Origin of the sequence: Cyanobium sp. Aljojuca 7D2 (genome assembly GCF_024346415.1) — a bacterium.
Taxonomy (GTDB): domain Bacteria; phylum Cyanobacteriota; class Cyanobacteriia; order PCC-6307; family Cyanobiaceae; genus Cyanobium_A.
The window spans coordinates 120,313-138,703 of sequence record NZ_JAGQCX010000007.1; the positions used below are offsets into that span (position 1 = coordinate 120,313).

Here is an 18,391-nt window from a genome sequence, read left to right on the forward strand (position 1 = left end):
TCGAGCGTCTATTGTAGATTGCTTCATATTGATCGTGACCGGGCCGGGTTGCGTCAAGACACATAATTCTTAAACTTTCAGCGCGCTTGCCCTGCCGGCCATCAGAGTTGGGATCAGGCCAATGTTGAGCTAGACAGCTTCGCCCCCTTTGACTTTTGAGGACAGTATTTTGGCAAGCTCCAGCAACAGTTATGACAACATTCATCCCGGGCTCAGCCATCATGATGCGCTAGCGATTCTTGAACAATCTCTTGACTCGCTTGATTCTGCCAGCGACTACTACATGGCGGCCGCCCATCTCGTGAATTTCCCCGGCGATAAAACGGAGGAGGCATTATTGCGGCTCATTGATAATTCTTCGGGCGAACAGGCGGTTAACCTTGCGCGCCGCAAAGCGGTCGAAGTTTTGGGCAGGCTTGGGGTTCAACGGGCCATACCCAGCATTGGGCGTTGCCTAAGGAGTAACGATCACTATCTCATTGAAAATGCCGCCTGGGCCCTTCTTCAGCTCAATTGCCAGGATGTTGAACTCCATCAGGCGATGCTGCTGTTACTTAATGATCCAGGCCAGAGCCGCAGGGTTCTTATCCAGGCTCTTGTTGGGTTAGAAGTGCATGGGGCCTTGCCCGTATTTCAATCGCTGCAAGATGATGCGAATCCAGGGGTTCGCGGCGCTGCTTTGTCCGGGTTTGCACAGCTCAGTGGCGATAGCAGTCGCCTTCAAGAGTTGGAAGACCACCTGACCCTGCCTAATCAAATGGACCGGCAGTCGGCGATTCAGGATTTAATTGACTGTCGAGCTACATATCTACTGCCTTCGATCCTCAAGGCGCCCGTGTCCCCTGTGTTCAGGTTGCGCGCTCTGCGGACACTCTGGCCGGGCCAAGAAAAAGCACATGCAGGCCTTGACCTGCTTACTTGTTTAGATTCGCTGATGTTGGATCAGCCAGAGGATTTGGTCTTGGCGCACTGCTACGACGCTGAACCCACCATATTATTTTTATTCGATGAGTTTTTTGGTACTGACTTTAGCCGTTGCTACCTAGCATTGTCCACATTGAAGCATAGGCCAGCAGAGGAGCTCTGGCCTGTTTTCTGGAAGCGATGGCAGGAGGATGCTTATAATGACTACGGCGCTCATTACTTCTTCATTCAGCTTCTTGGTAGTGTGGATATCTGGCCTTGCGCTGCTACTTCTGAGATTGAGGCATTGCTGCTGGAAGCCATGAATAGCAAGCGCCCACAATTCGGCAAATCAAGACCAGCTGCTTGCTTGGCTTTGAATAAGCATTTCCCTGATATATGGTGCAAAAGTGTACGGCAGCTCTTGTCCTCCGATTTCACGCCAAGCTGGGAGCTACGTTATGCGGCATTGATAGGTCTTGATTCAATTGATGTTGGGAATAACCATGAAATAATTCGGCTTTTACAGAATGCTTTTGCCGTGCAGGATCCTGATGTTTTAGTAGATCGTAGGCGTCAACTGCTTATTTCAGAAAACCGGGTCTGAAAGGAGCCACGCTCAGCCCAGTAGCGTTGGATTTCCAGGCCTTTGGGCCTCGGCACAGCTGCGTCAGCTCTCAGGATTTTGAATGTTCGACGGGGCCCCATGGGCCAGTTTCCAATTGCTCTTACAGACCGCACTTGCCCACCAATCATATTTAGGCAGGCTTCAAAACGCTCAAGCTGACTATGATCGATTGTTTCAAAAATAAAGTCTTGGCCTTGGCAAACTAGGTGCTGCGAGCGAATCCAGCTACGGAATTGGCGGATAGCTTCTCCGTCAGCTTGCAGTGTTTCAGTTTTATCCAACTTATTTAGGTTCTTCTCCCTTATGATTAATTAGACGTGCCCACTCAGCTGTCACTTCATTCTCAAAGCTAGCCACGCGTTCAAAACGTAGTGGCCCATGTTCAGAGCCCCATTGCAAGGTATTAGTAGCTGGATCAAAACCCTGATCTCTACTAATCCAGTTTTCATGATCAACCAACACCTCACTCACTAGATAGGTAGGCCGCCCGTCGCGTGGCACTAGGCATTTATTACCAGGCTCTACCTTTCCGCTGAAGCACCCCGGTGTCGTCTCTTGGAAATGCATCGCACAACCGCAGCGCTGTTTAAGGCGATCAATATGAATAAGCCTAAGCAGTTTAGGCGTGAAGCCTGCTCCAGCTAAGCGAATTGGTTGGTCGAATCCAAAATTCTCAACAATCTGCACCTTCTCGGTTGAAATCAGTCGATGTACGCCTTGCCTATAAGGTCGCCAAGGATCATGCCCATAGCTTTGCTCGGAGTAAAAGCCAGGGCCCTGAAATACTTCCCAAGGCAGCGGGCGAAAATAGATATTGATATGGGCGAAATTTACGGGGTCTTGCTGTGCCTGGAAGAAATTGCTGTAGTGCCCAGCTAGAATTTTAGCGAATTTCAGGGTAATGCCTATCATAGTGAACTCTATTGGCTGAAGGAATCTAACCGTCTGATTTCAGATGCGAAGGATGTTTGCAGTATTCCTGAGCCGGCCGAGGTTCGCAGCACTGATGAGCGGCAGCGAACATTCTCAGATACGAACCAGATCCTTTCCTCTGCAATCGATTGACCATATTGCGTAGTGAGTATAAAAGTATTATCTTCTAAAAAGGTATAATTTGATACTGCTTGCTCGGCCTCTGCATATCCAGCGCTTCGCAGTAAGATTCCTTTTTGATTATCAAGTGGGATTGGAACGAGGATGCATGATCCTGCTGATACTTCACTGGGCCCCTCTGGCTCCCAGTCACTTTCTGCTTTCCATTCCATTCGGAATGGCAGAAGGGGGTCGGCGTTGTGTATTTTGCACTCTCTAATTAACTGAAGCACCAACGGATCTTGGAGTCCAACTGGTTCAATCAATACTGAACTGCGAACATCCTCAAATTGCTGAAAAGCAAGAGAATGACCGCTTCTCATGGATCGCCAGCGGCCTAGGCTACGAGCTACAAAAGATTCCAGCTGCATCAACGCTGCTCAGGCCTTGTTTCTGTGAGTTGTCAATGCAGATGGCAGACGACCTGCCTGAACCATGTGTACCCATGTATCGATCATCATGTTGATCGCAGGCCGTGTCTTTGTAGTGCTCTGATCATTCCGAGAGCACTCTGCTTTGAGATGGTGATTGTCCATTAAATCTATGGTTTGTAGCCAGGGTGCTTGTTGCTGATGCTTTTGGGAGGCGGCTCAATTGTTCCGCATTATACTTAATGCAGCCTTTAGCCGCCTCCAATTTCATTTAAATTAGGACTCTCGTACTGACGCGATACGACCCCTACGTCGATGAATTGATTGGATCGCTGATGATAGCGAGCTGAAGGGAACTGTTGTCGTTTGCGTTACGCGTCGATTTAGGCCAACAGGATTAGAGCTTGTCCAGCGGATAGCATAGCGCTGGCTGTTGCGACCTCCTGGGCCGGGAGTTTTTTGACTGCCTCCGGGGGCTGATCTGGTCGCCAGGCTGACTAATAATTGTGATTGCCCGTCACCATCAAAACTTGCAAAGCCCGATGTCAATGCACGTGTTCTGTTGTACGTAAGATTGGATTCACCTTTCTGGCTTGCCACTCCTCTGTCATAAGGCACTGTATCAAAGCCAAAGACCTCTAGATACTCGGCTCCGTATATGTAGCTGTTGATTTCTGCTTCGTATCCTTCTGCAGCCAGAAGCTGAACATGCGTGCTCAGTTCAGCCTGATTTCGTGGGGCGCGGCCTAAGAGATGCTTGAAGTTGAGTTCAACAAACCGATAGGGACCATTTGTATCAAAAAAGAGACGCCGATAGCTGTCGGAAAGGGCTAGGGCATTGATCAGCCCCTGCACAGTGAGGTCGCCGTTTATGAACAAACTCTCTGCAGAGACTGAGAGCTCTTCATCAAAGAGGTGTGCATTGCCAAATACCTGGCGGTAGGCGGCTTTCAGCTGTGCTTTAGCTTCTGATTGGCGTAAACCCGAATTGGGCCGGTCAAGAGTTTCGATTTCCATGGTTTATAAGTTAGTAGGGGGGGCAGAAATTAGCAGTTGTCCCGAATAAATGAACTAGCGTTTGCTAGGTGATTTCGGTGACAGAAATGATCCGACCACCGCGTCTATGGATGTATCCCAGTTGGCTTGTGATGTCATTGCCACTGACTACGTAACTGGCATTCGGGTTGCGTTGGCGGCCGCCTGCTGGCTGGGCATTGACGACAATACGGAAGCGCTTGGATGTGGGATCAGCTGATCCAGAGGCTGCACCAAGCCTGTTAATCCGTACGGTTGTATTTGTCCAGTTTGTAGGGGTAGATCTTGTTGCTACTGAATTCTGCAGGCTTGAGGCACATTGAATGGTGTCACTGGCTGCATAGCCTTGCACTAGGGCTATGTGCCGATTAAAGGAAACCTGTTCGCGACCGTTTTCCGTGGCTACACGCAGATATGGAACAGTATTTTCGCCGAAGGTGTTCTGATACTCTTCGCTATCAACGTAGCTGTTGATTTCTGCTTCATAGCCGTGAATGGCTAGCCTTTGTAGATGCTCACTCATCTCGGCCTGAGATGCGGGTGCACGCCCCAAAATATGTTTGAAATTCAGCTCAACAAAACGGTAAGGAGCATTGGTTTCGAAGAAGCGCCGGCGATAGTCTGAAGAAAGTCCAATAGCTCTTATGAATTCGCGAGTGCTGAGCCTTCCCTCTGCAAACTGGCTTTCTGCTGTTAAGTTGCGTTCGCTGTCCATTACATGGGGATTGCCCAGCACTTGGCGGTATACTGAGCGGATCAGCGCAGTAATCTGATCTGCTGAATCACCGTTGCAGCGCTCGAATACTTCCTGCTGGCGCTGGCCAAGCCCAAAGCCAACGTATAGATCACCACGCATAGGTGTCGAGTCGCCTCCATCGGCACTGTTCCGCTTGACAGGCACTAACATACCGCCCGAACCAGCCGCTGTTCCTCCCGTTTGACTAAGGGAAGCAGATCGGTAAACCTGTGCAGGCACTCTTATTGAGAGCCTGTAGCCGCTAACTAGATTGCCTAGCAGTTGACTTTTGGTTCCTACGGCTGTGTCGCTGCCAGCGAAATTCTGCTCAAGTGCTGCGATCCTGTTGAACGCTGCTTGAGGCTGGCCTACTGGTGAGTTCCAACTTGTTTGGTATGGAACTGTTTCCTCGCCAAAGGACTTTAGATACTCATCGGAATCAAGATAGCTATTGATTTCTTCTGTGAAGCCACTTGTGGCGATTAATGCCACATGGCTAGCCACCTCTGCTTGATTCTGGGGGGGGCGGCCCAGCAGATGCTTGAAATTAAGCTCAACTGCTCGATGCGGAGACACAGCATCAAAGAAGCGCGAGCGATAAAAATCGGATTGGGCCAATCTGCGTACGAACTCGCGTACGTTTATGTCCCCATTGCGTAATTTTGATTCGGCGCTCAGCAGGCGCTCGCTTTCCATCGGCTGAACATTGCCGAATACCTGCCGGTATGCAGCTCTTACTGCGTTGTGAAAAGCAGCATTGTCGTTTGCGGTGAATGCTGATGGTGTATTTAGTAGCTGCTGGTTGCGAAATTGATCATCGCTTGTGGCAGTTTCTACGGCATCAGTCCTTTGTCGAGAAAACCTTGCTGGTGCCTCAAGTAGCTGAGTGGCTCCGAAATCAAGTGAATTGCTTTGATTTGCTGTCACGGGCGGGTGGGGGAGAAGTGGGGGTGGCAGGTAAAAGACTTGCTTTGCTTTTTGGAATATAATTGCTTGGATGTCTTTCGGCATCCAACTAATTTTGACTGCTGAATCGGAAGCTCTATTGTCAAACAGAGCCAGTTGGAGCAATGGATCAGTCTAATGGTGTGATGCTTGCGATCTTGCCCCCCTCGCGGTGGATAAGTTGATATTGCTCTGAAAGCTTATTGAAGGGAACGAAGAATACCCTGTTTGCTTTCCTATAGCGTGATGTGGGTCGCACGTTATTGGCCCGATAGCCGGTGACTTCTACCCGATAGACTTTGCCTGTTTCGCCTGCGAGTACACCAATCCGTGTAACGGGATCTGTCAGGTTGGCAGCTGGGCGGTAGCTCCAGCCTTGGGTATCTTGTGATGAGGGAGCCACCACAGGAAGGGGGCGGTTCTGATAGGCAGCACCGCCAAGACGGCTCCTGATTCCAGCCAAGTTGCCTTTTAGGCTGCTGCTGCTGTTGCCACGTAGCAACTGGAATGACCAGGTGAACTCTTGAAGCGTTGCACAGGATTCTGTTTTCCACCCACGTTGATATGGCACTGTCCACTCACCAAAGTTGTTCTGATATTCGTCAGAATCTAAGAAGCTGTCGATGTCTGCTTCGTAACCACTTGTATCTAGTCTTTCGGCATGCCCCCGCATTTCTTCAAAATCTGCTGGAGCACGTCCGAGTAGGTGGCGAAAAGCCAGTTCGATATAGCGGTAGCGTGCGCATGAGTCAAAAAAGCGCGTGCTATAAAGATCGCTTTTTGCGATCCGTCTTACCAGTTCTCTAACGCTGATTTCCCCTAGCTTGAACTGCGATTCTGCAACAATTTGTCGTTCGCTCTCCATCACGTAGGCATTTCCAAGAACCTGTCTGTAGACAGCCCGGATTACTGACTCCTTCGCTTGGTCGTCGTCTCTTGGCACTAGCTCACGTGGTGCTTCGCACTCTTGGGAGAAGCTCTCCACACCCAGGATCGAGGCTGGACCAAACGGCATGACTTTCTTGGCGATACCTGGCCATTATCTCTGATCCCTCACAACCCTCTCCTTCGACTTCACGAATCTCAAGATGTTGCTTTAACCGCTTCGCTTTGTCTGCCACTGCGAGTACCCTATGCGGGTTTTGTTGTCGATTCCAGCAGCGACTCCAGTGTCGTCCGAGTCGCTTGCCTAGTGAGTGGGTTCCAGCAATCCAGTTCGATATGAGTGCGAGTTAGGAGGTTGGCTAGCTGCATCTTGTCCAAACCCGTGGCTTGACTGAAGTCAGCGCCCTTGATACTTTCAGCCTCATCTAGGATTGCATCTGCCAAATTAGCGGCTCTAAAGTCTGCCTGTTGCAACTGACTACCGTTAAAGCGTGCGCCTATGCAACGACTACCTTGCATTTTTGCAAATCTTAAGTCTGCTCCTACAAAGCGTGCTCCGTCTAATACTGCACCACTGAGGTCACATCCGCTTAGGTACGCACCCATGAAGTTGGTGCTACGTAGGTCCATACCCCTGAGATCTGCACCATTCAAAAAAGCCCCATTAAGAGCTGCACCAGGGCCTACCGCTCCTGACTTTTCAAGATCAAAGCCAGCGGGTACACGAGTCTTTTTGTCATATCGAGCAAGTGTTAAATTGCATCCTTCTAGTAGGCAGGCGCTGAGGTCTGTTCCCCTTATATCCATTCGACAAAGGTTTGCCTGACGCAGGTCAAGTGGTTGTAGAACACGTTTGCTCCAGCTTGCACCGCGCGCGTCTACGTGTTGATGCTGCGTCGCAGTTGGTTCGCATTTCTCAGGAGCACTCCATTGGCTTGGATCTTCCGGTAACAAAAATGCTTGATGCTTTTGGTACATTTTCAGGCAGGATTTGATTTTCTAGTAATTAGACACATTTACGTTCCGTGCTAGCGCTAGCTTTGCTCGGTTGGTAGCAGAGCGTTGGTCAGGTTATCAAAAGCTTTGTTGAGGCAGGTTGCCTCATGAGCATGCCCTGAAGTTTCTAGGACTTGTGTGGTTAGTGCACGCATCCGAGCTAGGACATACATCATCGCAGTGATAGGTACTTCCATTTTCTTGTATAAATGACGCAATGCAATCATGCCCTCTATGTCTGCTATATCTGTGCAATCGCATGCAACCCCATAAATTATCACCCGCAAAAACTGTTGGCAATCGTGCCAGCAGGCTTCTGCTCGTGGCTCCGGGAATAGCCCTCCGCCAGGCATTGTGAGCTGTGGTTGTTGGGTTAGTAAATCTCGCCTTGCTTCATCAATTACCTGGTTTGACCCCGCTATTAGTAGCCCAATGGCATCCTCTGAAGTATTGCAATAGTTACATATTGCTTTTGATTCCTCTGCGCTGAGGAACCGTTTTGAAGTATCGGCTTTAGCTATCAACACCCTTGCCGCTTCGGGGATGCTGTTGCGATTGCTTATGCCGCATACTTTTGCATCCTTGGCAAGTTGGCTGATCTCCATTTTCTGTTGAGCTTCTCTAGTCAGTTTCACCATTCTACAGGAGTAGCGGTTAGCCAGCCATGTCGTTCCAAATGGAATGCCCAGACTGCTGTCCCGCCAAGTTCTGGACAGTGTTCAGATGCCAGATCCACTAGCTCTTCTGACACACCGAGGTTTTTAAGTAGATCCCTTGCTCCGGACGTTCCTTCAGCCACGGCTGAACGGATTGCTGCTCCGACAACCCAGGTCAGATTAGTGTCTGACAGTTTTCCGCTGTTCCTTTCGCAGGCAAGTAAAAGATTTTGGTTGCCAGGATGTTTCTTGTGATAGGCCTTCCAAATCCCAATGTCGTCAATTCTTAGGTCTATGCGCAAGCGAGCCTCGTCGGTACCGTACTGAATCTCCTGTTCTCCTCCAGCTTGGTTTATCAAGTCTTTAATGCTAAAAGTTTCATTGGGTGACATGGTGTTTTTGTTTTGGCAGTAGGATGGTTTTACCGGGCTGTCTAGAGTCTTTCCCGAATCTTTGCGCGCGCTTAATGCAACACGCCTATTGCCTTAATGCTGATTCTGTGCGCAACTCTTTATTTCTTTTATTTTTTAAATAAAAATAGCCCCCCCTGCTTAGGGGAGGCTATTAATCACTTTTAACAGGAAGCCTGATCAAACAAGCGCGTTGATTGCGTAATCGAGGTAATTGTTTGCTTCTGTTGCTGCTTCGCCCGTAAGGCCATGGTTGGCTTTGATGTAGCTAAGAGCTTCAACATACCAGGAGGGGGAGAGCTCAAAAGCGCGATTGATTTCATCAATACCGGCAATCAGGTACTCATCCATGGGTCCGGTGCCACCAGCCACGAGGCAGTAGGTGACCATGCGGAGGTAGTAGCCGATGTCGCGGGAGCACTTAGCCTTACCACGGGCATCAGCGGCATAGTTTGCACCCTGCATCTGGGTGGTGTAGGGGAACTTGTTGTAAACGGCCTGGGCAGCGCCGTTCACCAAGTTGTCTGCGTTGGCTGTTAGGCCCTTAGCAGCTGCGAGAGCATTTTTGGCGCGGTCAAAGCGACCAAAAGCTGAGTTGAGCTCAGTGTTTGAGAGGAACCGTCCCTGGGAATCAGCGGTTGCGACGGCTTCGGTAAGGGGAGTCTTCATTGGAAAGGGGAAATAAGTTGGTTTGGCTTTTTAGTGAGCTGATCAGCCGACGGCTGCTGCAGCGCGGTCGAAGTAGGTCCCGATTTCGCTGATTAGAGCTGAGCAATCTCCCTGGGTGATGCCGTTACGGTCGTTGGCAATTGCAATGGCGGCGTCTTTCATCTTGCGAACACCTTCAGCAACCGAAGCGCCAGGAACGCCGAGGGCCAGGTAGGTCTCCCGCAGGCCGTTGAGGCAGCGGTCTTCCAGCACGGATGCATCGCCGTTGAAAATGGCGTAGGTGATGTAACGGAGGATGATGTCCATATCGCGTAGGCACGCAGCCATGCGGCGGCTGGTGTAGGCGTTCCCCCCAGGAGCTGTTAGCGCCGGCTGAGCTTCAAAAAGATCGCGGGCCGCATTGGTGACGATCTTGGATGCATTGGAGGTGATGCGGTTCACAGCATCCATCCGCTTGTTGCTCTCGGAAACCATCGCTGCAAGCGCGTCGATTTGACCGGCGTTGATGAATTCGCCACGGGCATCAGCCTGGGCTACAACCTTGGTGAAGGCGTCGAACATTGGGAGGCTCCTAGTCGCGACGAATAGTCGGAAGGGTGGATAGGGGTTCCAGGCTGGTCAGGGCCCAGGCGAGCGCAGTGCCTCTTGTGGGCAGAGAGCAGCAGCCTGGCTGTTTCAACTTGGTGCGCCCATTCTCATCAAGATGCCTGCCTGCCTACTGCTCCCTTAACAAACGGTCACTGCCCCAAGGCCTGGAGGGCTCTTCTCGTTGCAGGTGGCCATGGCAGGTGCCTCATTTTTAGCTCGACAATGCTGTTGGTGGTGTGGTTCTCAAAAAGCTTGGCTATCCACAGCTTGCGATCGAGCAATGACCCGAGCTTTTGAGGGATTCCCTCGCCAATGCGAAATGGCTTGCAAGCACCGCTTTGCATGCGCATTGATTTGGTCGCTTTGCCTCTGTCATGGGGGGCGCCCCTTTGTCTTGTTTGACTGGTTCACAAGGCTTTGTGAATCGTTGCAAATACCGCGCGGCAGGCTCTGGTCCGTCTGGACCTAGCGCTCACGGGCTGCGCCGATACCATCCGCCCATCCCATCGGCACTGGTCATGTCTGTTGATCTAAAGGTTGCAGACTTCACCCAGCGGCTGGCCAACCAGCTGCAGACCCTTTCTGAGGTGGCTGAAACCCTCACCTTCCGGCTGCTCGAGCTGGAGGAACGACTGGTGGCGCAGGAGTTGAAGGTGGAGCCGTTGCTGGATGGCTCCGCTTCCGGTTTCGGGGTGGTGGCCGAAGACACGGAGCTGCGGCTCGGTGAAACGGAGGATCGCCTGGCCCAGTTGGAGGGCCTGCTCAGCGGGCTGGAGAGCACGGGGGCGGCCCACCACCTGCGCTCCATTGCTCCCGCAGCAGTCCCCGCCGTTGCGCCCATGGAAGAGGAGGCCGTGATGGAGGAGCCCCCCAGCGAGGATCCATTTCTCGATGAAGCGGAGCAGGCCTTTGCCGATGAGCCCCTGTTTGCCGAGGAACAGCCGTTCCTCGATGAGCTGAGTGCCTGAGGGGTTGATGCCTTCGCTGGTTCAGCGGCTGAAGGCTTCCCTCCAGCTGTCGGGGATCTCGGCGCTGTAGTCGTCGGTGCGGGTGAATTCAAAGGGCCCTGGCAGCGAGCCCCAGAGGTGCTCGTGGGTCACTGGGTCGTGGCCGCGGTCGATTGTGCGCATGCTATCCCGATGCAGCTCGAGGCGGCTCACCAGGTAGGAGGTGGTCCCTTTGCGGTCCACCAGGCAGCGGCAGCCCGGCTCCACCTCACCCACAAAGCCATCACCCTCTTCCCGCACCACGTAGGCACAGCCCTCGAGGGGCCGTAGATCCTCCGCTTGGATCAGGCTGCGGCGTTCGACATCCTCCACTGCACCCCAGAAGCGTTGGTCGTCCACCAGGGACTGGTTGCGGATGATCAGCTGATCCCCCTGACGCTCGGCCCGCAGCACCCGAGTGCGGTAGGGCGCCGCAGGGTTGATCGCGTAGCTCTGCTCGAGCAGCAAGGAGCCCGGCTCCAGCTGGGGAAGGGGACGAAACTTGACCAGGATGTGGGCGTAGAGGGGAGGGTTCTCGAAGGCCTGCTCCTGGTTGCTGAAGCCGCCGCTCAGCATCCGCACCAACCGCTCCAGTGAGGTCTCCATCAAGCCTGACCGTGCCTGTGCGACCGAAGCTACTGGCTCATCCCCGTCAGCCCCAACAGCCTCAGCCGGAAAGCCGCCACCTGGCGGGCCAGGGTGGGGTCGTTCTGCAGGAAGGGGTGGTCGGCCAGGCGTTCCAGCATCAGCTCAACTTTGGCTGCGGGGTCGAGGCCATGGTGTGGGTCGCGTTGCTCGTGCTGCTTCCAGGCTTCATCGAAGGCCTGGGCAAAGCTGTCGGCGTTGTTGAAAAGCCGGTTGGAGTCTGCTGGTGGCTCGCGCATGGTGTTGAGAAAACGCGCCTGGGCCACAGCCAGTCGAACAATGCCAGGACCCAGATTTGAACTGGGGACACGGCGATTTTCAATCGCCTGCTCTACCAACTGAGCTATCCCGGCCTGTCGCCGTAGCAACTTTTGGATCTTAGATCACGGCGCTGCCAGGGGGTGCGGGCCAGGCAGGCCATGCCGGCCACGCCCCACCCTTGCTCACGCAGGGCCGATGCGGCGGCGCAGGCGGTGGCGCCTGTGGTGAGGATGTCGTCGATCAGCAGCACCGGTGGGCGGGGCCGGCGCCGCAAGGTTTTGGGGGCGACGCAGCGGAAGGCACCGGCCTGGTTGGCCCAGCGCAGCTCGCGGCCCAGGTGGTGCTGGCCCAGCACCGCCCGACTGCGTTCGAGCAGGGGCGACTGCTGCCAACCCAGCCGCCAGCTCAGGGCCCGGCCCAGTAGGGCCGGCAGCGGGTTCGCCCGTTGTTTCCAGCTGGGAATCGGCACCAGCAGTGGTGGCTGCTCCCAGGCTTCGGCGGCAAGGGCGTCGGCCAGGTGCTCCGCCAACACACCCACCAGGGGTGGCTGTGGTTGCTTGCGCAGCTGCAGCAGTTGCCGGCGCACATCGCCTTCATACAGGCCCGCCGCCCACCAGCGCAGGGGCCCAGCGCCCTGGAATCCGCCCGGTGGCAATGCTGCGGCGAGATCGGCGTGCAGCTTGGGCGGTTGGGCGATCCAGTGCAGGGGCAACAGCCGGAGCAGCCCTGCGGCCAGGGGGGAGGGGCCGGTGGGCCAGGCAGCCATGGCGGGTGAACGCGGCAATGGCTGCAGGATTCCCACGCCCTAGCGGGGCATGGCCCGCAGCATGGCCACCAGGGTGCGGTGGGCGTCGTCGCTGTCGCTGAGGGTGTGGTCGAAGCGCACCTCCACCATCTGGCCATCCACCTCCAGCTGCATCGCCTCTGGCCCCACGGCAACCATGCGCGCGGCCGTGGCGGCTTCGATGCCGGCGTAATGGCGGGCGTAGGCGGCCACCGCTTCGGCGTGGTCGTCGTTCATGTGTTTGCAGATCCGATCGCTCACGGCGGGGGTGAGGGGGTCGGCGGCCATGGCGCTGCGCAGCGGGGGTGTGGCCGGATTCTGGCGTCAGCCGGCTCCGAAGCGCTGCCAGAGCAGGATGCCCAGGCGAATGGCACTGAAGCCCACATACCCCGCCAGCACCACGAACACCCCCATCGAGATCACCGAGCGCAGGCGGTCGTTCATGGCGGAGCAAGGATGGTTGCTGCCAGTCTGGCCATGCCGAGGGCCGCGGACAGCCCAGGGCGGTTCAGCACCGGAACCCCCAGGCTCTGTTGCCGCAGCTGGCGCCACTGGGGGTTGCGGGCACCACCTCCCAGGGTGATCACCCGCTCCAGGGGCGGTGCGCCGGCTGCGCGCAAGCGCTGCCAGCCAGCCTGCTCGATGGCGGTGAGCCCCTCCAGCAGGGCCTGGAGGTAGCGCCCATCGCTGATCGGGCGGGGCTCGAGCACCGGCTCCAGGTTGGGATCGTCTACCGGAAAGCGCTCGCCGCGGGCCGGCAAAGGGCGCAGCCGCAGCCCCGTGGGCTGGCTGGGGTCGATCTGACGGCTGAGTTCGGCGATTTGCCCGTCGCTGAAGAAGCGCCGCAGGATGCCCGCCCCAGCATTGGAGGCGCCGCCCACCAGCCAGCGCCCGGCGACGCGGTGGCAGCTGATCCCCGCCCCCTCAATCGGCTTGGGGCTGAACTGCTTGAGCACCAAGGTGGTGCCGAGCACGGTGATGCCATCGCCGCTGCGGGGCTCCGCTGCAAGGACGCCGGCATTGGCGTCGGTGCTGCCCGCCACCACTTGGCTGTGGCTGGGCAGGCCCAGCCGTTGGGCTGGCCCGGCTGCCAGGGCGTCCAGCACTGTGCCGCTGGCGCAGATCTCTGGTAGGCCAGAAGCCCACGGCTGGAGGTCGATGGCTCCACTCCAGCGCTGTCGCTGCAGATCCCAGCCCAGTCGCAGGTTGTTGCCTTCCTCACCCCGGCGCCAGTTGCCCATCAGCCAGCCCATCAGCCAGTCGGCCTGGTGCCGCAGCAGCCAGGGCCCCGCTTCGCCGCTGTGCTCGGCCTGGGCCAGCAGGTGCAGGGCCCGGGCCAGGCTGCCGCTGGCACTGGCGGCCGGGCCCCCACCGGCGAGGGCCGCAGCAGCTGCGGCTTGTTCGGTGCAGCAGTGGTGATAAGGCAGGGCTAGGCCCAAGGCCCCTGGGCCTGGTTGGCCATCGGGGCGGCACAGCAGCAGGGTGCCGGAGGTCCCAGCGATGGCGATGGTCCCCACCCGACTGCGCAGGGCGGACGGCAGCCGGGCGCAGAGCAGCTCCAGGCCGTTCACCCAGCTCCAGGGGTCTTCCAAGCGGGTGGGGTAGGGGCTGGTCTCCTCCAGCAACTTTGCGCCGCCAGGTTCAACAAGCGCGATCCGCAGCCCGCTGCTGCCCAGATCCACACCCAGCGCCAGCGCTGTCATCGCTGGCTGGTCAACGGTGTCAGGCCGCGACCTGGGCGGCGGTGGCCTGCTTCAGGGTGGCGGCGATCGCCTCCACGTTTTCCCAGGGCAGATTGAGGTCGCTGCGGCCGAAGTGGCCGTAGGCAGCCACGTCCTGGTAGAAGCGGCCGCCACGCTGCTGGGGCAGCTGGCGCAGGCCGAAGGTTTCGATGATGGCGCCGGGGCGCAGGTCGAAATGCTCCTGCACCAGGGCGGTGAGGTCGGCGTTGCTGATCGCGCCGGTGCCGAAGCTCTCCACCAGGATGCTCACGGGCTTGGCCACGCCGATGGCGTAGCTCAGTTGCACTTCCACCTTGCGGGCCAGGCCCGCGGCCACCAGGGCCTTGGCCACATAGCGGGCGGCGTAGGCGGCGGAGCGATCCACCTTGGTGGGGTCCTTGCCGGAGAAGGCCCCGCCGCCATGGCGGGCGTAGCCGCCGTAGGTGTCCACGATGATCTTGCGCCCTGTGAGGCCGGCATCGCCCTGGGGGCCGCCCACCACGAATTTGCCGGTGGGGTTCACCAGGAAACGGGTGTCAGCCTGGCTGGGTTTGAGGCTCAGATCGGCGGTGGCGGGCTCCACCACGTGCTGCCAGAGGTCGGCGGCGATGCGCTCCCGCATGGCCTTCTCCTCCGAGATGCCATCGATCTCGGCGGTGTGCTGGGTGGAGATCAGGATCGTGTCGATCGCCACGGGCTGATCGTTTTCGTACACCACGCTCACCTGAGTTTTGCCGTCAGGCAGCAGGTAGCCGAGCGTGCCGTTGTGGCGCACTTCCGCCAGGCGCCTCGCCAGCCTGTGGGCCAGGCTGATCGGCAGGGGCATCAGCTCCGGCGTCTCGTTGCAGGCGTAGCCAAACATGATCCCCTGGTCGCCTGCCCCCACCAGATCCAGTGGGTCGCCGTCGTGGTCGTCGGCCTCGTTCACCCCCTGGGCGATGTCGGGCGATTGTTGATCCAGGGCCACCAGCACGGCGCAGCTGTGGGCATCGAAGCCACCGGCGCGGGCGCCGCTGTAGCCGATCTGGTTGATCACGCCCCGCACCAGGGTGTTGAAGTCGACCCGGGCGTTGGTGGTGACTTCGCCGGTGATCAGGCAGAGGCCCGTGTTCACCACGGTCTCGCAGGCCACCCGCGAGGCCGGATCTTGGGCGAGCAGGGCGTCGAGTACCGCATCGCTCACCTGGTCGCAGATTTTGTCGGGGTGCCCTTCGGTGACGGATTCGGAGGTGAAAACGTAGCGGCTCATCCGGCCTTGATCAACGTGGGGTCAGCCTATGCGGCGGTGGCGCGCACCTCCAGCTCATTCCAATGGCTGAGGCAAGCAAAGCTGGGGTCCAGCGGAGGAGCCATGGTCCAGCCCGCCCCATAGCCGAGCACGACCGGCACCCCCGCTTGCCGGGCCATGCGCAGGTCACTGTTGGCATCGCCGATCAAGGCGCAGCGCTCCACCGCCACGCCGAGGGCGGCGCAGAGGGCTTGCACCGCGGCCGGGTCGGGCTTGCGGGGGCTGTGGTCGGCGCTCCACAACCCCTGAAAACGGGAGCTGAGCTCCTGACTGGCCAGGAACGCCTCGATGCCCGGGCTGTCATCGTTGCTGATCACCGCGCAGGCCACCGCGGCTTCGCCTAAAGCCTCCACCAGGGTGTGCAGCCCGTCGGTGGCGATCGGCTGATGCTGGCTGCCCTGCCCATGCAGACCATCGGTGGCGGTGAAGATGGCCTCGCTGAGCTCGAGCGCCTCGGGCCAACCCAGCCCGACCAGGGCCAGGGCCGTGGCGGTGGAGATCAGGTTGTGGGCCCGGGAGCCGACGGCCGTGGCGCCAGCGGGGTGGATGGACTGCTCGCTCAGCCCATAGGCGCGCTGCAGCAGGTCAGTCAGCGCGTCGGTCTGGGTAGTCGGCAGTTCCGGATGGCGTTGCTGCAGCAACCGGCGGGCATGAAAAACCCTGGCCGAAGCCAGGGCATGGAGCATGGGCTCACTGATCGAGAGGGTGCCGTCCTTGTCGAACAGCACCGCGTCGATCTGGTGGGGATGGCCGGTGGCATCAGCCAGGATCTGGCCCCGCAGGAGCAGTTGTGCCATCGGAGAATCGAGGGGTGTCGAGCCCTCAGTCGAGGGTGACGCCCATCGGCTCGTTGTCTTCGGCTTGCTCCAGCAGCATCTGCTTGTAGCGGGCGGCCATCTCCTCGGCCTTCTCAAACACCTTCTGGGGATCGGTGAGCATGTCGCCGGGCTCTGGCTCGAGGGCCTTGGTGGACAGGGAGATACGGCCCCGCTCGGCGTCGAGGTCGATGATCATCACCTTCATCTGATCGTTCACGTTGAGCACCGTGTGCGGCGTCTCGATGTGCTCGTGGCTGATCTCGGAGATGTGCAGCAGGCCGCTGACGCCACCGATGTCGATGAAGGCGCCGTAGGGCTTGATGCCGCGCACGGTGCCCAGCACCACTTCGCCCACCTCGAGGCGGTTCATCTTGCGCTCCACCAGGGCGCGGCGATGGCTGAGCACCAGGCGGTTGCGCTCCTCGTCCACCTCCAGAAACTTGAGGGGCAGGAAGTCGGCCACCAGCTCTTCCTTGGCCTTGCGGGTGCTGATGTGGCTGCCGGGGATGAAGCCGCGCAGACCTTCCACCCGCACCAGCGCACCACCGCGGTTGGTGGCAAACACTTCGCTGTAGATGGTGGCGTCTTCCTTCTGGAGCTGACGCACCCGCTCCCAGGCCCGCTGGTACTCAATGCGGCGAATGGAGAGCGAGAGCTGGCCGTCCTCGTTCTCCTCACTCATGATGAAGAACTCCCGGATCTCCCCGGGCTGGAGCACGTCGCTCAGGCCCTCGACCCGGTTGATCGACACCTCCTGCAGGGGCATGAAGGCGGCTGTCTTGGCGCCGATGTCGATCATGGCGCCCTTCGACTCGAGGGCAAACACGGTGCCGTTGACGACGTCGCCGGGCTTGAAGTTGTAGTCGTACTTGCTCAGCAGCGACGCAAATTCATCGAGCGTGAAGCCCACGCCATCGACGTCGCTGCGGGATGCGGCGCGGCTGCTGGGGTCGTCGGCGGTGGGAACCTCTTCCGGAATGGCCAGGTCGAGATCGTCGGCCGTCTCAGCGGCGAGATCGAGGTCGGCCTCGGCACTGAGAGCGTCGCTGCTGAGCGATGGCGTGCTGAGCGCTTCAGTGGTGGAGTCGGAAGGGGTCACGGTCATGGAAGGTTGGCGGCCTGCCGAGGGCAGTGCGAAGGATTGGACGATCTGCCCGCCAGCAGACATAGTCCGATCCGTCACTGTACCAACGTGGGCGGCCCCGGTTGGTGACGTGATCAGGCAGGTTTGGCGACGTGCTCAGCCGATGGCCGCCAAGCTCGGCTGGCCGCGCAGGCGGCTACCGCTGCGTTTGTGCAGGCCTTCAAGGGTGGCGACAAAGTCGCTGATCCCCTGGAATTGCCGATACACCGACGCAAAGCGGACGTAGGCCACTTCGCTCATCTCGCTGAGATGTTGCAGCACCAGCTCGCCGATTTCGCCACTGGTCACCTCGCGACCGCTGCGCTGTTGCAGCTGCAACTCGATTTCGTCGACCACCCCTTCAAGTCGGGCGGGCTCAAGGCCGGTTTTCTCGCAGGCCCGCAGCACACCGTGCAGCAATTTGGCCCGGTTGAAGGTTTCCCGGCTGGAGTTGCGCTTCACCACGGTGATGGGCACCGTTTCCACCCGTTCATAGGTGGTGAAACGAAATTCGCAATTGAGGCATTCACGCCGTCGTCGCACACTGCGCCCGCTGTCGGCTGCCCGAGACTCGAGCACCCGGCTGTCGGTGTGTTGGCAAGAGGGGCATTGCATCCCCGAACGTCCGGGCGTGTTTCTCAAGTTTAGACAGCGTTTTTTCATTTGGAAAGGCCTGCTTTTCTGTTTGCGGCAACAAAAAAGCCCCTGCCGGGGCAGGGGCTTGGCTCAGAGATGGCCAATTATTTGCCGATCTTCGGGGGATCGCGAAAGGCGATGGCAAAGAAAAGCGTGGAAATGGCCAGAGCCAGGATCAGGATGTAAGCGAAGCTTTCCATGGATGTCCTCGAGGG

At 57.7% G+C, this 18,391-nt stretch carries 22 protein-coding genes and 1 tRNA gene; 2 read left to right on the forward strand and 21 right to left on the reverse strand.

The window, feature by feature from the left end; translation table 11 throughout:
- The first annotated feature begins 148 nt into the window (after positions 1-148).
- Positions 149-1,510 carry a HEAT repeat domain-containing protein gene (locus tag KBY57_RS09010; RefSeq protein WP_254995500.1) on the forward strand — a complete coding sequence of 454 codons (1,362 nt, stop codon included), beginning with the start codon at positions 149-151 and terminating at the stop codon, positions 1,508-1,510.
- A 303-nt stretch (positions 1,511-1,813) separates the two neighbouring features.
- Here the strand turns inward: KBY57_RS09010 and KBY57_RS09020 are convergent, their stop codons facing one another.
- The 10 genes from KBY57_RS09020 to KBY57_RS09065 form a co-directional block, all read right to left on the reverse strand.
- The gene (locus KBY57_RS09020) at positions 1,814-2,443 is read right to left on the reverse strand and encodes a chromophore lyase CpcT/CpeT (protein WP_254995501.1); all 630 of its coding nucleotides are present in this window, start codon (positions 2,441-2,443) and stop codon (positions 1,814-1,816) included.
- Positions 2,444-2,451: 8 nt separating this feature from the next.
- Positions 2,452-2,994 carry a phycobiliprotein lyase gene (locus tag KBY57_RS09025; RefSeq protein ID WP_254995502.1) on the reverse strand — a complete coding sequence of 181 codons (543 nt, stop codon included), beginning with the start codon at positions 2,992-2,994 and terminating at the stop codon, positions 2,452-2,454.
- 276 nt (positions 2,995-3,270) lie between these two features.
- Positions 3,271-4,011 carry a phycobilisome rod-core linker polypeptide gene (locus KBY57_RS09030; protein WP_254995503.1) on the reverse strand — a complete coding sequence of 247 codons (741 nt, stop codon included), beginning with the start codon at positions 4,009-4,011 and terminating at the stop codon, positions 3,271-3,273.
- A gap of 64 nt (positions 4,012-4,075) precedes the next feature.
- Positions 4,076-5,776, reverse strand: a complete 1,701-nt coding sequence (locus KBY57_RS09035) for a phycobilisome rod-core linker polypeptide (protein WP_254995504.1) — start codon at positions 5,774-5,776, stop codon at positions 4,076-4,078.
- A gap of 64 nt (positions 5,777-5,840) precedes the next feature.
- Entirely contained in the window at positions 5,841-6,725 is an 885-nt protein-coding gene (locus tag KBY57_RS09040; RefSeq protein ID WP_094559992.1) for a phycobilisome linker polypeptide, read from the reverse strand.
- 116 nt (positions 6,726-6,841) lie between these two features.
- On the reverse strand, positions 6,842-7,573 hold the full coding sequence (locus KBY57_RS09045; RefSeq protein WP_254995505.1) for a pentapeptide repeat-containing protein: 732 nt from the start codon (positions 7,571-7,573) through the stop codon (positions 6,842-6,844).
- A 56-nt stretch (positions 7,574-7,629) separates the two neighbouring features.
- A complete protein-coding gene (locus KBY57_RS09050; RefSeq protein WP_254995506.1) occupies positions 7,630-8,196 on the reverse strand; it encodes a phycobilisome polypeptide in 567 nt (188 codons plus the stop codon).
- A 26-nt stretch (positions 8,197-8,222) separates the two neighbouring features.
- On the reverse strand, positions 8,223-8,639 hold the full coding sequence (locus KBY57_RS09055; RefSeq protein WP_254995507.1) for a hypothetical protein: 417 nt from the start codon (positions 8,637-8,639) through the stop codon (positions 8,223-8,225).
- A 198-nt stretch (positions 8,640-8,837) separates the two neighbouring features.
- Positions 8,838-9,326: a phycocyanin subunit alpha gene (gene cpcA / locus KBY57_RS09060; RefSeq protein ID WP_094559989.1), complete on the reverse strand. Its 489-nt coding sequence runs from the start codon at positions 9,324-9,326 to the stop codon at positions 8,838-8,840.
- A 42-nt stretch (positions 9,327-9,368) separates the two neighbouring features.
- Complete coding sequence (locus KBY57_RS09065; protein ID WP_094559988.1) at positions 9,369-9,887, reverse strand: phycocyanin subunit beta; 519 nt, start codon at positions 9,885-9,887, stop codon at positions 9,369-9,371.
- A 545-nt stretch (positions 9,888-10,432) separates the two neighbouring features.
- Here KBY57_RS09065 and KBY57_RS09070 point away from each other — a divergent pair.
- The gene (locus KBY57_RS09070; protein ID WP_254995508.1) at positions 10,433-10,882 is read left to right on the forward strand and encodes a hypothetical protein; all 450 of its coding nucleotides are present in this window, start codon (positions 10,433-10,435) and stop codon (positions 10,880-10,882) included.
- A 21-nt stretch (positions 10,883-10,903) separates the two neighbouring features.
- On the opposite strand, the gene KBY57_RS09075 is transcribed toward KBY57_RS09070, so the two are convergent.
- The 11 genes from KBY57_RS09075 to KBY57_RS09125 all read right to left on the reverse strand — a co-directional run bounded on the left by KBY57_RS09075 (position 10,904) and on the right by KBY57_RS09125 (position 18,376).
- Complete coding sequence (locus tag KBY57_RS09075; RefSeq protein WP_254995509.1) at positions 10,904-11,506, reverse strand: chromophore lyase CpcT/CpeT; 603 nt, start codon at positions 11,504-11,506, stop codon at positions 10,904-10,906.
- Positions 11,507-11,535: 29 nt separating this feature from the next.
- Positions 11,536-11,784 (reverse strand): hypothetical protein, encoded by a 249-nt coding sequence (locus KBY57_RS09080; protein WP_254995510.1) that lies wholly within the window; start codon positions 11,782-11,784, stop codon positions 11,536-11,538.
- 41 nt (positions 11,785-11,825) lie between these two features.
- Positions 11,826-11,898: transfer RNA gene (locus KBY57_RS09085), tRNA-Phe, on the reverse strand.
- On the reverse strand, positions 11,889-12,572 hold the full coding sequence (locus KBY57_RS09090) for a ComF family protein (RefSeq protein WP_254995511.1): 684 nt from the start codon (positions 12,570-12,572) through the stop codon (positions 11,889-11,891). The genes KBY57_RS09085 and KBY57_RS09090 overlap by 10 nt, the downstream gene beginning before the upstream one ends.
- A gap of 39 nt (positions 12,573-12,611) precedes the next feature.
- On the reverse strand, positions 12,612-12,878 hold the full coding sequence (locus KBY57_RS09095; RefSeq protein ID WP_254995512.1) for a DUF2470 domain-containing protein: 267 nt from the start codon (positions 12,876-12,878) through the stop codon (positions 12,612-12,614).
- Positions 12,879-13,030: 152 nt separating this feature from the next.
- Entirely contained in the window at positions 13,031-14,293 is a 1,263-nt protein-coding gene (locus tag KBY57_RS09100; protein ID WP_254995513.1) for an FGGY-family carbohydrate kinase, read from the reverse strand.
- A 19-nt stretch (positions 14,294-14,312) separates the two neighbouring features.
- Positions 14,313-15,560: a methionine adenosyltransferase gene (metK, locus tag KBY57_RS09105; protein ID WP_094561579.1), complete on the reverse strand. Its 1,248-nt coding sequence runs from the start codon at positions 15,558-15,560 to the stop codon at positions 14,313-14,315.
- Between the two features lie 26 nt (positions 15,561-15,586).
- The gene (locus KBY57_RS09110; RefSeq protein WP_254995514.1) at positions 15,587-16,396 is read right to left on the reverse strand and encodes an HAD family hydrolase; all 810 of its coding nucleotides are present in this window, start codon (positions 16,394-16,396) and stop codon (positions 15,587-15,589) included.
- A 25-nt stretch (positions 16,397-16,421) separates the two neighbouring features.
- Positions 16,422-17,522: a 30S ribosomal protein S1 gene (locus tag KBY57_RS09115; RefSeq protein ID WP_254988838.1), complete on the reverse strand. Its 1,101-nt coding sequence runs from the start codon at positions 17,520-17,522 to the stop codon at positions 16,422-16,424.
- A 135-nt stretch (positions 17,523-17,657) separates the two neighbouring features.
- Positions 17,658-18,155 (reverse strand): transcriptional regulator NrdR, encoded by a 498-nt coding sequence (gene nrdR, locus KBY57_RS09120; RefSeq protein ID WP_254988837.1) that lies wholly within the window; start codon positions 18,153-18,155, stop codon positions 17,658-17,660.
- Between the two features lie 125 nt (positions 18,156-18,280).
- Positions 18,281-18,376, reverse strand: coding sequence for a photosystem II reaction center protein T (locus tag KBY57_RS09125; protein WP_010314684.1), 96 nt, complete (start codon positions 18,374-18,376; stop codon positions 18,281-18,283).
- Between the last annotated feature and the right edge of the window lie 15 nt (positions 18,377-18,391).